Origin of the sequence: Streptomyces sp. NPDC056224 (assembly GCF_042267665.1) — a bacterium.
Lineage (GTDB): Bacteria > Actinomycetota > Actinomycetes > Streptomycetales > Streptomycetaceae > Streptomyces.
The window spans coordinates 42,060-62,732 of the sequence record NZ_JBHJTK010000025.1; the positions used below are offsets into that span (position 1 = coordinate 42,060).

A 20,673-nucleotide genomic window follows, 5' to 3' on the forward strand; every position below is an offset into this window, starting at 1 on the left:
GCGTAGAAGGAAGCACCACATGGACGTCATCTCCGTCATCCGTACCAAGCGGGACCGCGGTGAGCTGAGCCCCGAGCAGATCGACTGGGTCATCGACGCGTACACGCGCGGTGTCGTCGCCGACGAGCAGATGTCGGCGCTGGCGATGGCCATCCTGCTGAACGGGATGAACCGGACCGAGATCGCCCGCTGGACCGCTGCGATGATCGCGTCCGGTGAGCGCATGAACTTCGACTCCCTTTCCCGCCCGACCGCCGACAAGCACTCGACGGGTGGCGTCGGCGACAAGATCACGCTGCCGCTGGCCCCGCTCGTCGCCGCCTGCGGCGCGGCCGTTCCGCAGCTGTCGGGCCGCGGGCTCGGCCACACCGGCGGCACCCTCGACAAGCTGGAGTCCATCCCGGGCTGGCGCGCGCTGCTCTCCAACGAGGAGATGCTGCACGTCCTGGACACCACCGGCGCGGTCATCTGCGCGGCGGGCGACGGCCTGGCCCCGGCGGACAAGAAGCTCTACGCCCTGCGCGACGTGACGGGCACGGTCGAGGCCATCCCGCTGATCGCCTCCTCGATCATGTCGAAGAAGATCGCCGAGGGTACGGGCTCGCTCGTCCTGGACGTCAAGGTCGGCAGCGGCGCCTTCATGAAGAACATCGAGGACGCGCGCGAGCTGGCGCGGACCATGGTGGGCCTCGGCACCGACTCGGGCGTCAAGACCGTCGCACTGCTGACCGACATGTCCACGCCGCTGGGCCTGACCGCCGGAAACGCGCTGGAGGTCCGCGAGTCGGTGGAGGTCCTGGCGGGCGGTGGCCCCGCCGACGTGGTCGAGCTGACCATCGCGCTGGCCAAGGAGATGCTGGACGCGGCGGGCATCAAGGACGCCGACCCGGCGAAGGCCCTGGCCGACGGCTCCGCGATGGACCACTGGCGCCGGATGATCGCGGCCCAGGGCGGCGACCCGGACGCGGCGCTGCCGGTCGCGCGCGAGCAGCACGTGGTGACGGCCCCGGCCTCGGGCGTCCTGACCCGCCTCGACGCGTACGCGGTGGGCGTGGGCGCCTGGCGCCTCGGCGCGGGCCGTGCCCGCAAGGAGGACCCGGTGCAGGCGGGCGCGGGCATCGAGCTGCACGCGAAGCCGGGCGACACGGTGACGGCGGGCCAGCCGCTGATGACCCTGCACACGGACACCCCGGAGAAGTTCGAGTACGCCCTGGCCTCCCTGGACGGCTCCTACGACATCGCCCCGGCCGGCACGGCCTTCTCCGCCACGCCGATCGTCCTGGACCGCATCGCCTGACCTGCGGCTTCTCATTCGGGTGAACGGGACCGGTAGACCCTTGCCGGTCCCGTTCGGCATGCTGGGATCGGTGACGAAGCGATAGGAGCACACCATGAGCGCACTCGCAGTCGAGCACCAGCCTCCGAGCGGTGACGACTGGGATTCGGTCGTCCGCCTCTGGGAGGAGATGGACTCGCCGGAGGGCTGCAAGGTGGAGATCATCGAGGGGATCATCACCGTGGCACCACCGCCCGTCAACAACCACAACTTGATCGCGGAGTCGGTGCAACGCCGCCTGTACACGGTCATCCCCGACGACTGGGGCGTCCACCAGACCCTCAACGTGGCCGTCCCGAGCCGCAGCGGTCTCTACATCCCGGACCTCGCGGTCGTGCCGAGGGAGACGGTCCCGGAAGGGGAGAACTTCGTTCCCGCGGCCGCCGCCGAGCTAATCGTCGAGATCACCTCGAAGTCGAACGCCGTCAACGACCGCGTCTCCAAGCTGAACGGCTACGCCGCGGCGGGCGTACCGCTCTACCTGTTGATCGACCCGCACGCGACGGGCAGTCCCACCATCCACCTCTACGGCGAGCCCAGCGACGGCAAGTACCGCCTCCTGCACGCGGGCAAGTTCGGCGAGACCGTTCATCTCCCCGAGCCGTTCGACCTCACTCTCGATACCTTCGGCTTTCCTCGCCCGTAGGCGGCCACGGCCTGCCGATGAGTTCCGGTGGCCCGGGCAGTCACCCTCTCGTGGAGATCACCCGACTCGTCCTGCCCGGACCCAGCCCGACCGCGCGCGACGCCGTGCTGCTGTGCGCCAGCCTGGCCCGGCTGTACGACGCCGGGGCGGTGGCGGTGGTGTGCGATGCCGCCACCGTCACCATGCCGGACCTGGGCGCCGTCGAAGCGCTGGCCCGGCTGCGGCTCACCGCCCGGGACCGGCCGTTTCGGGTGACCGGCGCCGGACCCGAGCTACGCGCGCTGCTGCACCTCGTCGGTCTCGTCGAGCTGCTCGGGGAGCCCGAAGAGCGGGAACCACCGGGCGGTGTCCAGGAAGGCGTTGAGCCCGACGATCTTGCCTTCTGAGATCTCCAGTACCTGGAGCGCCCACGGCGTGTGACCCGATCCCGAGGCGGCCGGCCGGTACTGGCCGAAGGCCGGCATGCCGTTCGCCGTGGTCGGCACCAGACGGGAGCCCTTGCAGCCGATGCCCTGGTTCAGGTGCCAGGCCGCGATGTCCTCGTGGCCCTGGAGCCACAGGTCGAACGGCGGCATCGACAGCACCGCGTCCTCGTGCAGGAGCGTGGTGAGCCGCGAGATGTCGTACGCCTCGAAGGCGGTCAGGTACTGCTCCAGCAGTTTCGCCTGGTCGGCGTCCAGCGGGTCGGCGGGCTCGCTCGCGCGGATCCGGCCGCCGTCCAGCGTGGCCCGGGCCCGCTGCAGGGCGCTGTTCACCGACGCCACCGTGGTGTCCAGGAGCGTCGCGACCTCGTCCGCCTTCCAGGCCAGCACCTCGCGCAGGATCAGCACCGCCCGCTGCTTGGCCGGCAGGTGCTGGAGGGCCGCGACGAACGCCAGCCGCACGGATTCCCTGGCGAGCGCCATCTCCGCCGGGTCGGAGGTCTGCGGCAGGACCCGCCCGTCCGGCACCGGCTCCAGCCAGGTCACCTCGGGCCGCTCGTTCAGCACGGCGGAGGCCTGGTGCTGCGGGGCGGACAGGTCCATGGGCCGGGCCCGCCTGTTCCCCGCCTTCAGCAGGTCCAGGCAGACGTTGGTGGCGATCCGGTACAGCCACGACCGCAGCGAGGAGCGGCCCTCGAACTTCTCGAAGCTGCGCCAGGCGCGGACGTACGTGTCCTGCACCGCGTCCTCGGCGTCGAAGGACGAGCCGAGCATCCGGTAGCAGTACCCGGTCAGCTCGACCCGGTAGCGGTCCAGCGCGGCGTCCAGGTCCGTGTTGGTGGCGAGGTCGCTCATGTCCGTTCATCCCCCTGGTAGTTCCCGGTAGTCCGGAAACTACCGGAGGGGTCTGACAGCCGCAGCCGGACACGCGGTTTATCGACATCAAGTATCTTGACGTCAAGATTGATCTCGGGCAGGCTTCCGCAATGTATCTCGACGTCGAGATACATCGGCGGTGACGGGGGAGGCCCGGGATGCGGCGCGGCACGGAGACCCACAAGGCGAGGCGGGGGGAACCCGGCCTGCTGGCGCAGCTGCGCCGGCCGCCGGGAGGCCGCGACGCGCGGATCATGCTGCTGGCCCAGCTGCTGGACCGCGCCGGTACGGGCGTATGGGCCGCGTCCAGCGTCCTGTACTTCACCTTCGTCGTCGGACTGGACGCCGGACGGCTCGGCCTGCTGGTGGGCGCGGCCGGAGTGGCGGGCATCGCCGGATCGCCGCTGGCCGGCCACCTCGCCGACCGTTTCCCGGTGCGGTCCCTGCTGATCGGCTGCCACCTGCTCCGCCTCGCCACCCTGTGCGCCCTGCTGCTGGTCACCCGCTTCGACGTGCTGCTGCTCGTGGTCGCGGTCACGTACCTGGGCGACCGGGCGGCCAAGACGCTGGAGATGCTCTTCGCGACCCGGGTCGCGGGCGAGCGGCGCTCCACTTACCAGGCGCTGTCGCGCAGTTCGGCGAACGCCGGGTACGCGCTCGGCGCGGGCCTCGCCGCGATCGGCCTCGCCGTCGGGACCCGGGGCGCTTACCAGGTGCTGATCCTGGCCAACGCGCTGTCGTTCCTCGTGGCCGCCGCCCTGGTGTGGCGCACGCGTGAGCCGCGCGGCCGCGGGTTCGTGGCCGCAGGGCCCGGCGACGGGCCCCGTGAGGCGGCGGCCGGGACGGCCGGGACGGCCGAGAGGCGCGGGGCGCCCGGGGAGCCCGGGGCGCCCGGGGTCGCCGGGCGCAGTCCCTGGCGGGACCGCGGCTACCTCCGGTTCGCCCTGCTGGACATCCCGATGAACCTGGACGACTCGATCCTGGGCGTCGGCCTGCCCCTGTGGCTGGTGCACCACACCACGGCCCCGCACGCCCTGGTCCCGGCGTTCCTGGTCGTCAACACCGTCCTCGTCGTCGCCCTGCAGCTGCGCGTGTCGGCGCGGGTCCGCGGCCCCCGCCGGGCGGCGGGAGCCGTCGCCGCGTACGGGGCGACGACGCTCGCGTGCTGCGTCCTCCTCGCCACCGCCACCGGGGGCGGGGTCTGGACCGCCTCGGCGGCCCTGCTCGTGGCGGCCGTGCTGGCCACCGCGGCAGAGCTGATGCGCTCGGTGAGCTCCTGGGAGCTGGCGGTCTCCCTCGCGCCCCGGGAGGCGCGCGCCTCGTACCTCGGCGTGGCCGGCATGGCCCAGTCCGTCCAGAAGTCGGCCGGCCCCCTGCTGCTGACCGGCGTGGTGATGACGGCGGGCCCGGCCGGCTGGCTGGCCCTCGGGGCGGCGGTGGCGGGGCTGTCCCTCGTGCAACGACGCGCCAGCCTGCGGCGGTTGGACGCCCTGGCGGAGTCCGACAGGCCCTACGTGCCGGGCTTGCGGCCGTAGACGTAGACGTCCTCGCCGTTCCCCAGCAGGTTCCAGTACGCCTTGGCGTCGGCGGGCCGCATGTTCACGCAGCCGCCCGAACCCGGCGGGTTCCACATGCTCTTGGGGGTCGAGTGGAAGGCGATGCCGCCGTCGAAGAACTGTGCGTACGGCATGGCCACGTCGTAGATCGTCGACCAGTGGTCGATGCTCCGGTAGTAGATCTTCTTCAGGCCGGTCCGGGTCTCCGTGCCGTCCTTGCCCGTGCGGACCGGGACCGGACCGTACCTCAGGGTGGCGCCGTCCTGGATCCAGCTGAGCTGGCGCGTCAGGTCCACGCAGGCGATGCGCCCCCGGTCCACCGGGCAGGCACCGGCCCTGTTGGGAGTGCTGCCGGCCGCCCGCTGGGCCAGCATGGTGCTCATCGTCCGCCAGGTCAGCGGCCCGGCGTAACCCTGCGCCGGGGTGATCCCGTGGCTCGTCTGGAAGGCCCTGACGGCCGAGCAGTCGGCCGCCGACTGCCTGCCGTCCACCGGCCGCCCCAGGAACCCCTCCACCTGCCGCTGGTACGGCCCCGTGGTGAGGTTGCAGGAGGCGGCCCGCGCCCCTGTGCCGCCCGCGACCACCATCGGCAGCGCGAGCGCCACCGCCCCTGCGAACACCACGGCAGCCCGCCGCCCCGCGCCCAGGCGCGTCGTCAGCCTCCCCATCCGGTCCTCCCCTTCGCGTGTGCGTCTCCGTGTTGAATGCCCCGAAAACGGCGCGAGTTGCACGGGGGAGGGAGGTATTTCCCAGCCTTTGCCGCGAGTTGTTCAGCGCGCGGCCACCACCGGAGCCGGCATCCGCCGCTCCGCGCGGGCCGCGTGCGACCCGTACAGCGTGATCGAGACGACGCCGAGCACGGCCAGCAGCGCGATGCCGACGGTGGCCGCCCAGCCGGCCGAGTGGTAGGCGAGCGCGCCCAGGGTGCCGCCCGCGCTGGAGCCCAGGTAGTACGCGGACTGGTAGAGCGCGGAGGCCTGCGCACGGCCCGACCTCGCGGTCCGGCTCACCGCGGCGGAGGCCACCGCGTGCCCCGCGAAGAAGCCCGCCGTGATCAGGACCAGGCCGGTCAGGACCGCGGTCAGGGAGTCGGACAGCGACAGCAGCAGCCCGAGCGCCGTGGTGGTCACCGCCAGGTACAGGGCGCCCCGGCGGCCGGTGCGGGCCACGAGCTGCCCGGCGGCGGCCGAGGAGACCGTACCGACCAGGTAGATCAGGAAGACCGACCCGACCACGCCCTGCCCGAGCGAGAACGGCTCGTCCACCAGGCGGTAGCCGATCACGGTGTACACGGCGCCGAACACGGTCATGAACAGGGCGCCGATCCCGTACAGCCGCAGCAGCAGCGGATCACGCAGGTGACCGGCGACCGTACGCCCCAGCGCGTGCGGGTTCAGCGACGCCGGACGGAAGAACCGCGCCCGGGGCAGCAGCACCAGGAACGCCGCCGCGCAGGCCAGCGACATCAGCCCGACGGCCAGCAGACCCGCCCGCCAGCCGCCCAGCTGCGCCGCCCAGCCGGTGACCAGGCGGCCGCTCATCCCGCCGATGGAATTGCCCGCGACGAACAGACCGATCGCCCCGACCAGGGCCTTCGGCTTGACCTCCTCCGCCAGGTACGCCATCGCGGAGGCCGGGATCCCGGCGATCGCCGCGCCCTGGACGGCACGCAGCGCCACCAGCCACTCCAGGCTCGGCGCGAAGGGCACCAGCAGGCCGACCCCCACCGCCACCGCCATCGACCACGTCATCATCCGGGTGCGCCCGAACCGCTCGGACAGCGCGCTGAGCGGCAGGACGAACAGCGCGAGCGCGCCGGTGGCCGCGGACACCGTCCAGCTGGCCTGACCCGCCGTCACCCCGAAGCCGTCCGAGATCGCGGGCAGCAGAGCCTGGGTGGAGTAGAGGAGGGCGAAGGTGGCGAGTCCGGCGGCGAAGAGCGCGAGGCTCATCCGGCGGTATCCAGGACGGCCGGGCTCCCGGCCCTCGGGGGTGCTGGTCTCGGGGTCCGGAAACGACGCGGTGGAGGCACCCGGGATGACGGGTGCCCCGGTATGAGCGGGAGACATACCTCGAAGGTAGGCCCGTGTTTTTCATGCGTCCAATGCACGGATTCGCGATAATCGATGCACTCACGCATCAGTACAGCTCAGGGGGGCGCATGTCGATGAACCGTTACGAAGAAGACGTGTCGGTGACACGTTTGCTGGCCCCGCGCCTCGCGTACTTCGCGGCCGTCGCCCGGCACGAGCACGTCACCCGGGCCGCCCACGAACTGGGCGTCCCGCAGTCCACCCTGTCGCGGGCCATGGTCCGCCTCGAACAGGACCTCGGCGTCACGCTGTTCGCCCGCAAGGGCCGTACCGTCGCCCTCACCACCGCGGGACGCACGTTCCTGGCCTCCACCGAACAGGCCCTGGACGGGATCGCCCGCGCCGCCGAATCCGTCCAGCAGGACGCCGACCCGTCCTTCGGGAAGGTCGCCTTCGGCTTCCTGCACACCCTGGGCTCCGAGACCGTACCCGGCCTCATCCGCGCCTTCCGCGCCGATCACCCGCGCGTGCGCTTCTCCCTCGTCCAGAACTACGGCGAGGCCATGCTGGAGCGGCTGCGGGCGGGCGAGCTCGACCTCTGCCTCACCTCGCCCGTGCCCGACGCCCCCGACCTCGTCGCCCGCCGCCTCGACGAACAGCGGCTGCGCCTGGTCGTCCCCGACGACCACCGCCTCGCCGGCCGCAAGCGCATCCGCCTCGCCGAGGCCGCCGAGGAAACCTTCGTCACCCTGGAGCCCGGCTACGGCCTGCGCCGCATCACCGACGACCTGTGCGCGGAGGCCGGCTTCACCCCCCGCGTGGCGTTCGAGGGCGAGGAGGCCGAGACCCTGCGCGGCCTGGTCGCCGCCGGCCTCGGCGTGGCCCTCCTGCCGCCCCCCGCCGTGGCCCGCCCGGGTGTCGTCGAGCTGACGGTCACCGCCCCGCGCGCCGTCCGCGAGATCGGCCTCGCCTGGCTCGACGGCCACCCCGACACCCCTCCGGTGGCGGAGTTCAAACGCTTCCTGCTCTCCCGCCGCGGCCGGCTGCTCCCGGAGGTGTAGGCGCCCCTCTGGCCGGACGCCCGGGGCGGCGGCTGCGAGGGCGGCAAGCACCCCTCCTGGAAACGGGACTCGGCCCCGACGGACCGCATGATCCCGGCGATGTGCCGCTGGCGGGTCCGCTGCGACATGCCGAACCGCCGGGCGATCACCTTGTCCTCCAGTCCCTCCGACAGCGGCCGGACGATCGCCTGCCGCAGCTCGTCCGAGATCGACCGCGCGGCGTCCGGACGTGCACGGCGTTCGGCTCGCGCACCACCAGCGCCGCCCCGCCGCGGTCCGGTGCCGCCATCAGGCCCCCGTGTGGTCGTCGAAGACCGGCATCCGCATCAGCCCGTCGCCCAGCGTCCGCACCTGCGAGCCCGGTGCCGTCACCCCCTCGACTTCCCCGGCTACCGCTGGGAGGTGCCCCCGGCAGCCGTCGGCCGCGAGGCCCCGCCCGGCTGCGAGGTCCGCGGCTCCCGCTCGCACGCCGCGACCGGCTCCGCGATCAGCCCCCGTACCGCCCCGAGGTCCGTCACCGGCTCGGAGCGGCTGGCCCGGGGCCGAGCCGACGCGATCACCGGCGCGACCACCGGCGGGATCACCGGCACGACCACCGGCGCGGCACTTCGACGGGGCCGCCGGCGCGGCGGGAGCGGCGGACGCGTCGGCGTCAGCCGGCCGGCTTCGCGTAGTCGCCGTAGCCGGTCCAGTCCAGCACTACACAGGGCTCGTCACCCAGGACCCAGGCGTCGTGTCCGGGATCGATCTGGATGAAGTCGCCGGGGCCGATCTCGGCGCTCTCCCCGTCGTCCATGACGATCTTCATGCGCCCGCTCGCCACGTACCCCGTGTGAGCGGACCGGCAGCTGTCCGTGCCCGCCAGCGGCTTGACGTGCTCCGTCCAGCGCCATCCCGGCTCGAAGACGGCGCGCCCAACGGCCCCGCCCTCGGTGTTGAACAGGTCCAGCCTGCCCTTGGCGCCCTCGAACGGCCGCGTCTCGTCCGGCTTGTCGAAGTTCCTGCTCTGCAATCCGGCCATGGCTAATCGCCTCCGGGAGGAAGGGCACACCCCGAGTCCACTCCTCACAGTACGCGCGGGAGCCTCCCCTCACCTGCGCAGCGACCGCCCGAACCCCGAAGCCAGCGGCATCCGCAGGCCCAGCGGCGGGGGAGCGGCGAGCGCGTCCGTCACCGGCCGCGAGTACCGTCCCGAGAACACCGAGCCCAGGACGAAGTCCACGGCCAGCGCGACGACTTCCGGCTGGTGCTCGCGCAGCCCGTGCCCGTCCGAGTGCACCTCGAAGCGACAGGTCAACCGGTTGGCCTTCTTCGCCCGGGCCGCGAGCTGAAACGATGCCTCCGGGTCACTGCGCGCGTCGTCGGTGCCGTGCACGATCAGTACCCGGCGTCCCGACAGCTGTTTCACCGGTTCGGGCCGGCCCGCCGCGGCCGCCGCCTCCTCTAAGCAAGGGGCCAGTGCCACCACGGAGTTGACGGCGTGGTGGCCCGCCGCCCGCAGCGCGGCCAGGCCGCCCGCGCCGTAGCCGGCCAGGCACACCGGCACGTCCCCGTACCGCCGCACCACCTCGTCCGCCGCCCATCCCGCCTGCTCCTCGCGGGAGGATCCCCCGCCGTGGACCACGATGTGCGCGACCAGCCCCTCCGCCCCGCCCGCCCGCCCCAGCGCCCGCCCGAGGGGACGCAGCGGGCCGGGGGAGAATCTGGACGCCCCGGGAAGCAGGAGCACCACCCCGTTGACCGCACTTTCCGTCGTACCCGAGCCGGTTCTCGCGCCGGCCGCCCGCCCCAGGCGGGCCCCGCGCGCCGGCGGCGCATGCTGTGCCATGACGGAACAGTCTCAGACCTTCGGGTGTACGCCATCCGTCCGCACGGTCTCTGTTACATATCGACGCCCGCCGTCGGGACTCCGCTCTACGCGCGTAGGAGTAGAGTGCCCAGATGACGAGCGAGACCCCCAACCTGCCGACCCCGGATCAGATCCGCCGCTCCCCGAAGGTGCTGCTGCACGATCACCTCGACGGTGGACTGCGCCCCGGGACCATTATCGAGCTGGCCCGTGAGGCCGGTTACGAGAACCTCCCCGAGACCGACGCCGACAAGCTCGGCATCTGGTTCCGCGAGGCCGCCGACTCCGGTTCCCTCCCGCGCTACCTGGAGACCTTCGCACACACCTGCGCGGTCATGCAGACGAAGGAGGCCCTCTTCCGGGTCGCCGCCGAGTGCGCCGAGGACCTGGCCGAGGACGGCGTCGTGTACGCCGAGATCCGCTACGCCCCCGAGCAGCACCTGGAAGCCGGCCTGACCCTCGAAGAGGTCGTCGAGGCCGTGAACGACGGCTTCCGCGAGGGCGAGCGCCGCGCGAAGGAGAGCGGCCACCGCATCCGCGTCGGCGCCCTGCTGACCGCGATGCGCCACGCCGCCCGCGCGCTGGAGATCGCGGAGCTGGCCAACCGCTACCGCGACAACGGCGTGGTCGGCTTCGACATCGCCGGCGCCGAGGCCGGGTTCCCTCCCACCCGCCACCTCGACGCCTTCGAATACCTCAAGCGCGAGAACAACCACTTCACGATCCACGCGGGCGAGGCCTTCGGCCTGCCGTCGATCTGGCAGGCCCTGCAGTGGTGCGGCGCCGACCGCCTCGGCCACGGCGTGAAGATCATCGATGACATCGAGGTCGCCGCCGACGGTTCCGTGAAGCTGGGCCGCCTGGCCTCCTACGTCCGGGACAAGCGCATCCCCCTGGAGATGTGCCCGACGTCGAACCTGCAGACCGCCGCCGCCGCCTCGTACGCCGAGCACCCGATCGGCCTGCTGCGGAAGCTGCACTTCAGGCTCACGGTGAACACCGACAACCGCCTGATGAGCGGCACCAGCATGAGCCGCGAGTTCGAGCACCTGGTCGACACCTTTGGCTACTCGCTCGACGACATGCAGTGGTTCACCGTCAATGCGATGAAGTCCGCGTTCATTCCTTTCGATGAACGACTGGCCATGATCAACGAGGTCATCAAGCCCGGTTATGCGGAACTGAAGTCGGAGTGGCTGTTCCAGCAGACCGCCTCCACCAGGGGTTCCGTCTCGGCGTAGGCCACGGCGTGACGTACTGAAAGCGCCCGGGGTGAGCAATTCCCGGGCGCTTTCTCGTATTTAAGGATGTTTGCGGGTGGGGGTTTCAAGTGACTAGTTTGCGGAGCCGCTCAAATTCCTCTCCGCAAGGACTATTCTTCATGAAGCAGTCAGCTGCCAAGATCCTCGGCGCCGCCGCTCTCGGTGCCGCCTTCGCCGCCGTCGCCGCCGGTACCGCCTCCGCCGCCGCCCTCCCGGCCGTCGGTCTCACCGACGCGCTGGGGACCGCCACCGGTGCGCTCCAGGGCGTCACCAGCCAGCAGCACGCGGGCGCGGAGGGCCAGCAGTCGAGCGACCCCACCTCCTCGGTCACCGGCCTGCTGAACCCGCTCACCGGCGCCCTCAACGGCGGCTGACCCTGCCGCGATGCGAACGCGTGCACGGTGGTCGTACGCCTCTTCGGCGAGGTGTGTGTACCGCCGTGCCGTGTGCCACGATCACCACCAACTGCCCGCCGACCCCATCGGTATGAGGTTCTTGGTCATGCGCATGAAGGCACGAGCGACGATGGTCGCGCTGGTTCCCGCCCTGCTGCTCGCGACGGCCGGGTGCGTCGGCACGGGCGGCCCCGCGAAGGGCGACGACCCGGACCCCAAGGGTTCCGCGGGCCGGGCCCCGGGCGCGCCCGGCGCCCCGACGGCCACCGCCCCCGGCGGCTCCGCCGCGCCCGGGGCCGGGGGCGGCAGGCTGGAGCGGTCCGCGTTGGAGCAGGGCGACCTGCCCGGCTACCAGATCTCCGCCCAGGGCAAGAATCCGAGCGCCCCGAACGGTCAGCCGCAGGCCGACAAGAAGGCCTGCCAGCCGCTGGCCGACATCATGGGCGACAAGCCGGACCCGGCCGCGCGCGAGACCGTCAACCGCGGCGTCGGCTCCCAGAAGCAGGTCGGACTCGCGGTCTCCGCCTCGGTCAGCTCCTACGCGGAGGGCGACGCCAAGGCACTCGTCGCCCGCCTCAGGGCCGCCGTCGCCGCCTGCGGCTCGGGCTTCTCCGCCACGGTCGAGAAGCAGACCGGCAGCTACCGCGAGGTGCAGGCCACCGACTACCGCACGTCCGGCGACGAGAGCGTCAGCTGGACCACGACCGCGGCCGCCCAGGGCGTCTCGGCGCAGGTCCACCTGGTCGTCGTACGTGAGAAGGACACCGTCGTGCGGCTGATGGCGCTCAACGTGGCGGCCGGCCAGCAGAAGGCGCAGGTGCCGCAGGAAGTCGCCGACAAGCAGCTGGAGAAGGTCCGGCGGGCCGGCTGACGCGCCCCCGGCCCGACGCAGGGCTCACCAGGTGGTGGAGGCGGACTTCTCGTTCGGCAGGAGCAGCCACAACGCCAGGTAGATCAGGAACTGCGGGCCGGGCAGCAGGCACGACACGACGAAGATGACGCGCATCGTGTTCGCGGACATTCCGAAGCGGCGCGCCAGTGCGGCGCAGACTCCGCCGATCCACCGGCCTTCACGGGGGCGGGCAAGGGCGCTCATGGGGTTCTCCTTCTTCGGGATCGCTGCGTCGCAGACCAGCACGGCTTGCGATGCCTCAATACTCCCGGGGAACCGCCGACAGGACCTCGGTCCAGGGGCCGAGCCCGACCCTGGTAATTCTCGGGGTGGCCCCCTGATAAGCGGTGCGTGAACGCCTCATCCGGGCGCGCAGCGCCGGTACGACGGCCGCGTGCGCGAGCAGCACCCCGAGGGTGTTCAGCAGGACCGAGTCCACGTCGGCCACCTGGCCCGGCACCGCGGTCTGGAGCATCTCGATGCACACCGAGACCAGCGCGCCCGCGGCCGCGGTCCGGGCGAGCGACGACCACGCGGACAGCGCCGACGGTGCGAGCCGCCCGCTGACCAGGGGAAGCAGCACCCCGAGCGGGGCCAGCAGCGCCAGCCCCTCGCCGATCCGGTGGGCGGCCTCCAGCGGCCCGTAGGCGAGGTCCGCCCTGATCCCCTCCAGCGGGTTCAGATTGGCGGCCGCGGCCCAGGGCACGTCCAGCGGCCGAAGGGTCAGCCAGCCGACGGCCAGGAGGTGGGCGGCCAGCAGGAGGGCGGCCAGGAGCCGGAACCGGAGATGAATGGCGGTGGCGGCGCTGCCGCCGGCCTCATGACGCTGCACACCTGCGAGGACGCACCGCCCGGTGGCCCCGGTTCCGCCCGGGACGAGATGTGCCGGGGACATGTACGGAAACGTTGCGGGGACCGCTCAGCCCGTGGCGAAGAGCACGATCAGCAGCAGCGCGCCGGCCACGGCCGGCGCGATGACCTCGTACGACCACTGCACGCGCACGCCGCCCTGGGCGCCGGGCCGCGAGGCACCGCGCTCCGCCAGGTCCCGCAGCTCGTCCACGACCTGGTCGGCCCCGGCACGCTGCGGCCCGGCCGGTACGGCGGGCTTCTGCGCCTCCGAGGAGGACGGCCCCAGGGCGCCGCGCCCGCCGCGCCCGCCGAAGCCGCCGCGGCCGGGCCGCTGCTGGCGGGCCGCCTTCTTGCGCTCGCGCAGCGAGACGGGGACGGACCAGAGCTGATACTTCGAACCCTCGGCCAGCACCTCGGCCGAGTACCCGGCGCGCACCGAGTCCACGGCCGCCCAGGGCAGCTCGATGACCCGGAAGGGGTTGCGCACGCGCAGCCGGTCCGCATTGGCGAAGACGGCCGGGCGGATGGTGAAGGCCACGACCAGCGGTACGGCGCACAGCGCGACCGCGAGCGAGATCCACGGGGTGTTCCCGGCGCCGCGCACCACGGCGTCCCCGCAGAGCCACGCGATCAGGGCGAGCAGCAGCACACCCGTGACCACGGCCATGGAGGAGCGGTAGACCCGGTCGTCGTACACCGGCTCGTCGGAGGGCTGCTGGCTGCTCATGCGGTCGATTCTGCCCCACGCGGTCTCAGCCCACGAGATCGGCGTACAAGATGATGTTGTCGGGCCGGTGGCCGTCGGTGATCGCGCCGCCGCAGGTGATGACGCGCAGCTCGGGCTGCAGGGTGTCCCCGTACACCTTGGCGGTGGGGAAGTGCTTCTTGTCGACCTGCTCCAGCTCGCGGACGCGGAAGACGGCGGTGCTGCCGTCCACCCGGGAGACGGTGATCTCGTCGCCGGTGTGGATCTTCGAGACGTTGCGCAGGACGGCGGGGCCGCGCGCGGTGTCGAAGTGCCCGATCAGCACGGCCGGGCCGGTCTCGCCGGGGGTGACGCCCTTGTCGTACCAGCCGATCCTGTCCCCGTCGGCCACGGAGGGCACCTCGACGGTGCCGTCGGCGGCCAGGCCGAGCTTCAGGAGCGGCGAGGCGTCGACCCCGGCCGCGGGGATCCGTACGCGTACGGGCGCGGAGGCGGGCAGCGGGGCGGCCGACACCGGGGCCGCGGGCGCGGACGTGGCGGTGACGGCGGGCGGGGCGGCGGCCGCGGACGGCGTGGCGGACGGCGTGCCGGGCGTGCCGCCGGGTGTGCCGCCGGGTGTGCTGCCGGGCGTGGCGGCGCTGCCGCAGCCGGTCAGGGCGGCGGCGAGGACGGCGGCGGCGAGCAGCGGACGGGCGGCGCGGTGGGCCATGGGGACGCTCCGGGAAACGGGAAAAGGGCTCCGGCGGGCCACCGCGAGGGGTGGCCCGCCGGAGGCGAGGCGAGCGAGGGACCGGGAGGGGATCAGCCCTGAGCGCGGCGGCGGCGCAGGGCCACGCGGGCGCCGAGGGCACCGATGATCGCGATCAGGCCGGCGCCGGCCGCCACCGTGGTCGTGTTGTCGGCGTCCGCGGCGGTCTCGACGGGGAGCTCGGCGCCGGCGGCGACCGGGCCCTTCGGGACCACGGTGGTCTGACCCGTGGTCTGGGCCTTCTTGCCGGCCGGGGTGGACGGGGTGGCGGACGGCTTGGGGGCGGGGGTGCCGGGCTCCGCCGTCTTGTCGTCGGTGAACGTGTACTTCGGCTGGCACCCCTTGGGGAACGCGGGGAACGAGGTCCGGCCGAACGGGGCGTCGGCGCCACCCTGGGTCTTCCACTCGAGGACGGGCGCGGCGCCGCTGGGGTTCACGATCCGGACGATGATCCCCTGCGCATCGGGCAGCGCGGGGTTGTCGCGGTTCAGGACGGCGAAGCCGCGGTCGTCGCCGGAGTGGAAGAGGTACGCCTCCGGGCCGTACTCGCCGAAGTACAGGTAGGTGCGCACGCCCGCGCCCAGCGACTCCTGCTTCGGCCCGACCCGGCAGTCCGCGGCGGCCTTGCCCGCGGGCAGCGGGTAGGACGTGGCGACGCCGCCCCTGGTGACGACGAGCACGGGCTTGGCGGATTCGGCCCCGGTGAGCTCGAGGTACACGTCGCCGACCTTGTCGGAGGTCCGGGTCCGGTCCAGCTTCGCCACGACCGAGACCAGGTAGGGGTCGCCCGGCTTCCACTCGTGGCCGACCCAGCGGATCCAGGCCTCGGGGCCCTCTTCCTTGTTGCGCAGCACCGCGACCATGCCCTGGCCGATGGCGTGGACCTCGCCCTCGTAGCGGCTGTCGTCCGAGGCGGCGGCCGCCTGCGGCACGGCGGTGACCGGCACGGCGGTGACCGGCGCGGCGGTGACCGGCACGGCGAACGCGGCGCCGGCGACCGGGACGAGCATCGCGCCGGCGAGGGCGACGGTGACGATCGAGGTGCGGAGGGCGGTACGCATAACGACTCCTGAAGCGTGGGTGAGGAGAGTGGAGGAGAGCCGCATGCCGCGTTGCGTCTGTTCGGTCGGGTTCACCGGGTCAGGTGTGGCGGGCTGCTGAAGACCAATTTATGGATCTTGTGCGGGCGGAGGATTCGGGTCCTGTCATGGCCGTGTAACGGCCGAAAGGGTGTCGGAACGGAGGTGTCGATTCCATAGCGATCCCCTGGAATCCGATCCGGGGGGTGACAGGCCGCTACGCGCGTAGATATGCTCATCTGGTGACCATGCCCACCACCCTCACCGCATTCGCTGACGTGACGACGTCCGACAGCGCGCTGCGTCGCTTCCTGCACGGGCTGCCCGGCGTAGACGCCGTCGGCCTCGAGGCCCGCGCGGCCGCGCTCGGTACCCGTTCGATCAAGACCACGGCCAAGGCGTACGCCATTGACCTGGCCATTTCGATGATCGACCTGACCACGCTTGAGGGTGCGGACACCCCGGGCAAGGTCCGGGCGCTCTCCGCCAAGGCCGTCAACCCCGATCCGACCGACCGTACGACCCCCATGACCGCCGCGGTCTGCGTCTACCCCGACATGGTGGCCACCGCCAAGGCCGCCCTGAACGGCGCCGACGTCAAGGTCGCCTCCGTCGCCACCGCGTTCCCGGCCGGCCGCGCGGCCCTGCCCGTCAAGCTCGCGGACACGGCCGACGCCGTGGCCGCCGGCGCCGACGAGATCGACATGGTCATCGACCGTGGCGCCTTCCTCGCCGGCCGCTACCTCGACACCTACGAGCTGATCAAGGCCGTGAAGGAGGCGTGCGTACGCCCCGACGGCACCGCGGCCCGCCTCAAGGTCATCTTCGAGACCGGCGAGCTGTCCACGTACGACAACATCCGCCGCGCCTCCTGGATCGGCATGCTCGCGGGCGCCGACTTCATCAAGACGTCGACGGGCAAGGTGGGCGTCAACGCCACCCCGGCCAACACCCTGCTCATGCTCGAAGCCGTACGCGACTTCCGGGAGCAGACTGGAATCCAGATCGGCGTGAAGCCGGCCGGAGGCATCCGCACCACCAAGGACGCGATCAAGTTCCTGGTCCTGGTCAACGAGACCGCGGGCGAGGACTGGCTGAGCAACCACTGGTTCCGCTTCGGCGCCTCCAGCCTGCTCAACGACCTGTTGATGCAGCGCCAGAAGCTGAGCACCGGCCGTTACTCCGGTCCCGACTACGTGACGGTGGACTGATCACCATGGCATCCCTCTTCGAGTACGCACCGGCTCCCGAGTCCCGCTCGGTCGTCGACATCGCCCCCTCCTACGGCCTCTTCATCGACGGAGAGTTCACCGACGCCGCCGACGGCAAGGTCTTCAAGACCGTCTCCCCGTCGTCCGAGGAAGTCCTGGCCGAGGTCGCCCAGGCGGGCGCCGCCGACGTGGACCGCGCCGTCAAGGCCGCCCGCAAGGCCTTCGAGAAGTGGTCCGCGCTGCCCGGCTCCGAGCGCGCCAAGTACCTCTTCCGCATCGCCCGGATCATCCAGGAGCGCAGCCGCGAGCTGGCCGTCCTGGAGACCCTGGACAACGGCAAGCCGATCAAGGAGACCCGCGACGCGGACCTCCCGCTCGTCGCCGCGCACTTCTTCTACTACGCGGGCTGGGCCGACAAGCTCGACCACGCGGGCTACGGCGCGAACCCGCGCCCGCTCGGCGTGGCCGGCCAGGTCATCCCGTGGAACTTCCCGCTGCTGATGCTCGCGTGGAAGATCGCCCCGGCGCTCGCCACCGGTAACACGGTCGTCCTCAAGCCCGCCGAGACCACGCCCCTGTCGGCGCTGTTCTTCGCGGACATCTGCCGCCAGGCGGGCCTGCCCAAGGGCGTCGTCAACATCCTCACGGGCTACGGCGACGCGGGCGCGGCCCTGGTCGAGCACCCGGACGTCAACAAGGTCGCCTTCACCGGCTCCACCGCGGTCGGCAAGGCCATCGCCCGCCAGGTCGCCGGCACCGACAAGAAGGTCACCCTGGAGCTGGGCGGCAAGGGCGCCAACATCGTGTTCGACGACGCCCCCATCGACCAGGCCGTCGAGGGCATCGTCAACGGGATCTTCTTCAACCAGGGCCAGGTCTGCTGCGCGGGCTCGCGCCTGCTGGTCCAGGAGTCGATCCACGACGAGCTGCTGCACTCCCTCAAGCGCCGCCTGAGCACCCTGCGCCTGGGCGACCCGCTCGACAAGAACACCGACATCGGCGCGATCAACTCCGCCGAGCAGCTCGCCCGGATCACGGCGCTCGCCGAGACCGGCGAGGCCGAGGGCGCCGAGCGCTGGTCCCCGGCCTGCGAGCTGCCGTCCTCCGGCTACTGGTTCGCCCCGACGCTCTTCACGAACGTCACCCAGGCGCACACCGTCGCCCGCGACGAGATCTTCGGCCCGGTGCTGTCCGTGCTGACCTTCCGTACGCCGGACGAGGCCGTCGCCAAGGCCAACAACAGCCAGTACGGCCTGTCCGCCGGCATCTGGACGGAGAAGGGCAGCCGCATCCTGGCGGTCGCGAACAAGCTCCGGGCCGGCGTCGTCTGGGCCAACACGTTCAACAAGTTCGACCCGACCTCGCCCTTCGGCGGCTACAAGGAGTCGGGCTTCGGCCGCGAGGGCGGTCGCCACGGCCTGGAGGGCTACCTCGATGTCTGAGTCTTCTGTGACGCGGCTGAGCGTCTTCAAGACCTACAAGCTGTACGTCGGGGGCAAGTTCCCCCGTTCCGAGAGCGGCCGGGTGTACGAGGTGACCGACTCCAAGGGCAAGTGGCTGGCCAACGCCCCCCTGTCCTCCCGCAAGGACGCGCGTGACGCGGTCGTCGCCGCGCGCAAGGCCTTCGGCGGCTGGTCGGGCGCGACCGCGTACAACCGCGGCCAGATCCTCTACCGCATCGCCGAGATGCTGGAGGGCCGCCGGGACCAGTTCGTCCGCGAGGTCGGCGAGGCCGAGGGCCTGTCCAAGTCGAAGGCCGCGGCCGTCGTGGACGCGGCCGTCGACCGCTGGGTCTGGTACGCGGGCTGGACCGACAAGATCGGCCAGATCGTCGGCGGGGCCAACCCGGTCGCGGGCCCGTTCTTCAACCTCTCCACCCCCGAGCCGACCGGTGTCGTCACGGTCGTCGCACCGCAGGACTCGTCCTTCCTGGGTCTGATCTCGGTGCTCGCCCCGGTCATCGCCACCGGCAACACGGCCGTCGTGATCGCCTCCGAGAAGGCGCCGCTCCCGGCGCTCTCCCTCGGCGAGGTGCTCGCCACCTCCGACCTGCCCGGCGGAGTGGTCAACATCCTGTCCGGCAAGGCCGCCGAGATGGGCCCGCACCTGGCGTCCCACCAGGACGTCAACGCGATCGACCTGGCGGGCGCGGACGTCGCGCTGGCCAAGGAGCTGGAGATCGCGGCGGCCGACAACCTCAAGCGCGTCCTGCGTCCACAGCCTGTGGACGACTGGAGCGCGGACCCGGGGACGCACCGCATGACGGCGTTCCTGGAGACCAAGACCGTCTGGCACCCCACCGGGTCGCTGGGCGCGGGCGGTTCCTCGTACTAGGCCCGCCCCGGCGCGACCGGCCCCGGCAGTGTTCCGCACCGCCGGGGCCTTCCCGTGCCCGCCTACGCCTTGGGGAGCACCGGCCCCAGCAGCGAGGTGACGGCGGCCGTGGGCAGCTCGCCGACGGAGGGCCCCTGCGTCAGGACGCCGGTGACCGTGCCCGTACCGACCGCCGGGAAGTCCGCGACCTTCGTGGCGACGCCGTTGTCCAGCGGGTCCACGCCCGTGTGGGCGAGGGGATTCACCTTGAGGTTCGAGATCGGATCGGTGACCCCGGCGAGCGCCGCCGGGACATCGAGTTCACCGGCCTGCGCACCGCCGACGGCCATCACCAGGGCCGCGCCGGCCATCGAGGCCGTCAGCCCTGCGGTGCGGAGCCGGTGCGTTGCGGAAGGGGCTGCGTGACGTGCCATGGGATTCCCGCCTGTGGTCGTAGTCGCGTGCGCACGCAGCGTAGTTGAGGTGTGATCCTGGATACCAACCGGGCACCGGGAGGATCCCCTACCCGGGGGAATGGTTCAGACTGGTGTCCCGTGAGCTGTTCTTCTCCTTCACCGACCCGCGTCGTCCTGCTGACCGGTCCGTCGGGCTCCGGAAAATCCGTACTCGCCGCCCGGTCCGGGCTGCCCGTGCTGCGCCTCGACGACTTCTACAAGGAGGCCGGCGACCCCACCCTCCCGCTGGTCGAAGGCAGCTCGGACATCGACTGGGACTCCCCGGCGTCCTGGGACGCGGAGGCGGCCGTCACCGCGATCGCGGAACTGTGCGCGGCGGGGCGGACGGAGGTGCCGGTGTACGACATCGCCACGTCCTCGCGGACCGGGACCGAGACCCTGGACGTCTCGCGGTCGCCGCGGACCCCGCTGTTCATCGCGGAGGGGATCTTCGCGGCCGACATAGCGGCGCGCTGCCAGGAGCTGGGGCTGCTGGCCGACGCGATCTGCCTGCGGGGGCGGCCCTCGACGACCTTCAGGCGGCGCCTCGCCCGTGACCTGCGGGAGGGGCGCAAGTCCGTTCCCTTCCTGCTGCGCAGGGGCTACCGGCTGATGCGCGCCGAGCGGGGCATCGTGGCCCGGCACATCGCGCTCGGCGCGCACGCCTGTGGCCGCGACGAGGCCCTCGGGCGCCTGGCCGCCGCCGCGGCGGGCCGCCACCGCGCCGCCGCTCCGGCATAGCCGGCGGTTCCGTGCCGGTTCCGCCCGCCCGGCCCGGCTCAAAGACCTGGGGCGCCGCCCCGGACCCCGCGCCTCAAACGCCGGCGGGGCTGGATGTGGCTGGGCTCTTCGCCCGGTGGATTCGGCTCCCGCGGGGCCGCAGCGAACCGCGCCGGCGGGGCGGGACGTGGCTGGCTCTTCGCCCGGTGGATTCGGCTCCCGCGGGGCCGCAGCGAATCCGCGCCGGGCGGACGGTACCGG

The 20,673-nt window shown here is 72.3% G+C and carries 24 protein-coding genes; 12 read left to right on the forward strand and 12 right to left on the reverse strand.

Features of this window, described 5'->3' with window-relative positions; genetic code table 11:
- Positions 1-19: 19 nt before the first annotated feature.
- The 3 genes from ACFCZ1_RS25485 to ACFCZ1_RS25495 all read left to right on the forward strand — a co-directional run bounded on the left by ACFCZ1_RS25485 (position 20) and on the right by ACFCZ1_RS25495 (position 2,368).
- A complete protein-coding gene (locus ACFCZ1_RS25485) occupies positions 20-1,297 on the forward strand; it encodes a thymidine phosphorylase (protein WP_376680577.1) in 1,278 nt (425 codons plus the stop codon).
- A 94-nt stretch (positions 1,298-1,391) separates the two neighbouring features.
- The gene (locus tag ACFCZ1_RS25490) at positions 1,392-1,982 is read left to right on the forward strand and encodes a Uma2 family endonuclease (protein ID WP_376680578.1); all 591 of its coding nucleotides are present in this window, start codon (positions 1,392-1,394) and stop codon (positions 1,980-1,982) included.
- A 50-nt stretch (positions 1,983-2,032) separates the two neighbouring features.
- Positions 2,033-2,368: an STAS domain-containing protein gene (locus ACFCZ1_RS25495; protein ID WP_376680579.1), complete on the forward strand. Its 336-nt coding sequence runs from the start codon at positions 2,033-2,035 to the stop codon at positions 2,366-2,368.
- On the opposite strand, the gene ACFCZ1_RS25500 is transcribed toward ACFCZ1_RS25495, so the two are convergent.
- Complete coding sequence (locus tag ACFCZ1_RS25500) at positions 2,255-3,259, reverse strand: sigma-70 family RNA polymerase sigma factor (protein ID WP_376680580.1); 1,005 nt, start codon at positions 3,257-3,259, stop codon at positions 2,255-2,257. The two genes, ACFCZ1_RS25495 and ACFCZ1_RS25500, sit on opposite strands and share 114 nt — an antisense overlap.
- 179 nt (positions 3,260-3,438) lie before the next feature.
- Between ACFCZ1_RS25500 and ACFCZ1_RS25505 the strand changes: the two genes are divergently transcribed.
- Complete coding sequence (locus tag ACFCZ1_RS25505; RefSeq protein ID WP_376680581.1) at positions 3,439-4,815, forward strand: MFS transporter; 1,377 nt, start codon at positions 3,439-3,441, stop codon at positions 4,813-4,815.
- On the opposite strand, the gene ACFCZ1_RS25510 is transcribed toward ACFCZ1_RS25505, so the two are convergent.
- Both ACFCZ1_RS25510 and ACFCZ1_RS25515 read right to left on the reverse strand, forming a co-directional pair.
- Positions 4,791-5,504 (reverse strand): L,D-transpeptidase family protein, encoded by a 714-nt coding sequence (locus tag ACFCZ1_RS25510; RefSeq protein WP_376680582.1) that lies wholly within the window; start codon positions 5,502-5,504, stop codon positions 4,791-4,793. The genes ACFCZ1_RS25505 and ACFCZ1_RS25510 overlap by 25 nt on opposite strands.
- 102 nt (positions 5,505-5,606) lie before the next feature.
- Positions 5,607-6,905, reverse strand: a complete 1,299-nt coding sequence (locus ACFCZ1_RS25515; protein WP_376680583.1) for an MFS transporter — start codon at positions 6,903-6,905, stop codon at positions 5,607-5,609.
- A gap of 98 nt (positions 6,906-7,003) precedes the next feature.
- Between ACFCZ1_RS25515 and ACFCZ1_RS25520 the strand changes: the two genes are divergently transcribed.
- Entirely contained in the window at positions 7,004-7,930 is a 927-nt protein-coding gene (locus tag ACFCZ1_RS25520; protein ID WP_376680624.1) for a LysR family transcriptional regulator, read from the forward strand.
- A gap of 288 nt (positions 7,931-8,218) precedes the next feature.
- Here ACFCZ1_RS25520 and ACFCZ1_RS25525 read toward each other — a convergent pair whose 3' ends face one another.
- The 3 genes from ACFCZ1_RS25525 to ACFCZ1_RS25535 form a co-directional block, all read right to left on the reverse strand.
- The gene (locus ACFCZ1_RS25525; protein WP_376680584.1) at positions 8,219-8,398 is read right to left on the reverse strand and encodes a hypothetical protein; all 180 of its coding nucleotides are present in this window, start codon (positions 8,396-8,398) and stop codon (positions 8,219-8,221) included.
- Positions 8,399-8,582: 184 nt separating this feature from the next.
- Positions 8,583-8,951 (reverse strand): cupin domain-containing protein, encoded by a 369-nt coding sequence (locus ACFCZ1_RS25530; RefSeq protein ID WP_376680585.1) that lies wholly within the window; start codon positions 8,949-8,951, stop codon positions 8,583-8,585.
- A gap of 69 nt (positions 8,952-9,020) precedes the next feature.
- Positions 9,021-9,758: an alpha/beta hydrolase gene (locus tag ACFCZ1_RS25535; protein WP_376680586.1), complete on the reverse strand. Its 738-nt coding sequence runs from the start codon at positions 9,756-9,758 to the stop codon at positions 9,021-9,023.
- Between the two features lie 113 nt (positions 9,759-9,871).
- On the opposite strand from ACFCZ1_RS25535, the gene ACFCZ1_RS25540 reads away from it, so the two are divergent.
- The 3 genes from ACFCZ1_RS25540 (at position 9,872) to ACFCZ1_RS25550 (ending at position 12,307) form a co-directional block, all read left to right on the forward strand.
- On the forward strand, positions 9,872-11,020 hold the full coding sequence (locus ACFCZ1_RS25540; protein ID WP_376680587.1) for an adenosine deaminase: 1,149 nt from the start codon (positions 9,872-9,874) through the stop codon (positions 11,018-11,020).
- 140 nt (positions 11,021-11,160) lie between these two features.
- Entirely contained in the window at positions 11,161-11,415 is a 255-nt protein-coding gene (locus ACFCZ1_RS25545; RefSeq protein WP_376680588.1) for a hypothetical protein, read from the forward strand.
- A gap of 127 nt (positions 11,416-11,542) precedes the next feature.
- On the forward strand, positions 11,543-12,307 hold the full coding sequence (locus ACFCZ1_RS25550; RefSeq protein WP_376680589.1) for a hypothetical protein: 765 nt from the start codon (positions 11,543-11,545) through the stop codon (positions 12,305-12,307).
- 24 nt (positions 12,308-12,331) lie between these two features.
- On the opposite strand, the gene ACFCZ1_RS25555 is transcribed toward ACFCZ1_RS25550, so the two are convergent.
- The 5 genes from ACFCZ1_RS25555 to ACFCZ1_RS25575 all read right to left on the reverse strand — a co-directional run bounded on the left by ACFCZ1_RS25555 (position 12,332) and on the right by ACFCZ1_RS25575 (position 15,695).
- Complete coding sequence (locus ACFCZ1_RS25555) at positions 12,332-12,532, reverse strand: PspC domain-containing protein (RefSeq protein WP_376680590.1); 201 nt, start codon at positions 12,530-12,532, stop codon at positions 12,332-12,334.
- A 55-nt stretch (positions 12,533-12,587) separates the two neighbouring features.
- On the reverse strand, positions 12,588-13,160 hold the full coding sequence (locus ACFCZ1_RS25560) for a VanZ family protein (protein WP_376680591.1): 573 nt from the start codon (positions 13,158-13,160) through the stop codon (positions 12,588-12,590).
- An 87-nt stretch (positions 13,161-13,247) separates the two neighbouring features.
- Entirely contained in the window at positions 13,248-13,907 is a 660-nt protein-coding gene (locus ACFCZ1_RS25565) for a PH domain-containing protein (RefSeq protein WP_376680592.1), read from the reverse strand.
- Positions 13,908-13,932: 25 nt separating this feature from the next.
- Complete coding sequence (locus tag ACFCZ1_RS25570; protein ID WP_376680593.1) at positions 13,933-14,595, reverse strand: class F sortase; 663 nt, start codon at positions 14,593-14,595, stop codon at positions 13,933-13,935.
- A gap of 92 nt (positions 14,596-14,687) precedes the next feature.
- Entirely contained in the window at positions 14,688-15,695 is a 1,008-nt protein-coding gene (locus ACFCZ1_RS25575) for a hypothetical protein (protein WP_376680594.1), read from the reverse strand.
- A gap of 266 nt (positions 15,696-15,961) precedes the next feature.
- Here ACFCZ1_RS25575 and deoC point away from each other — a divergent pair, with 266 nt between their 5' ends.
- From deoC to ACFCZ1_RS25590, 3 genes are read left to right on the forward strand one after another with little or no spacing between them, the layout of a single operon-like run.
- Positions 15,962-16,924, forward strand: coding sequence for a deoxyribose-phosphate aldolase (gene deoC, locus ACFCZ1_RS25580; protein WP_376680625.1), 963 nt, complete (start codon positions 15,962-15,964; stop codon positions 16,922-16,924).
- 5 nt (positions 16,925-16,929) lie between these two features.
- Positions 16,930-18,366 (forward strand): aldehyde dehydrogenase family protein, encoded by a 1,437-nt coding sequence (locus ACFCZ1_RS25585; RefSeq protein ID WP_376680595.1) that lies wholly within the window; start codon positions 16,930-16,932, stop codon positions 18,364-18,366.
- On the forward strand, positions 18,359-19,258 hold the full coding sequence (locus ACFCZ1_RS25590) for an aldehyde dehydrogenase family protein (protein WP_376680596.1): 900 nt from the start codon (positions 18,359-18,361) through the stop codon (positions 19,256-19,258). Before ACFCZ1_RS25585 ends, ACFCZ1_RS25590 begins: the two co-directional genes overlap by 8 nt.
- Positions 19,259-19,320: 62 nt before the next feature.
- Here ACFCZ1_RS25590 and ACFCZ1_RS25595 read toward each other — a convergent pair whose 3' ends face one another.
- Positions 19,321-19,671, reverse strand: a complete 351-nt coding sequence (locus ACFCZ1_RS25595) for a hypothetical protein (protein WP_376680597.1) — start codon at positions 19,669-19,671, stop codon at positions 19,321-19,323.
- Between the two features lie 54 nt (positions 19,672-19,725).
- Here ACFCZ1_RS25595 and ACFCZ1_RS25600 point away from each other — a divergent pair, with 54 nt between their 5' ends.
- Positions 19,726-20,433 carry a uridine kinase gene (locus ACFCZ1_RS25600; RefSeq protein ID WP_376680626.1) on the forward strand — a complete coding sequence of 236 codons (708 nt, stop codon included), beginning with the start codon at positions 19,726-19,728 and terminating at the stop codon, positions 20,431-20,433.
- Positions 20,434-20,673 lie beyond the last annotated feature (240 nt).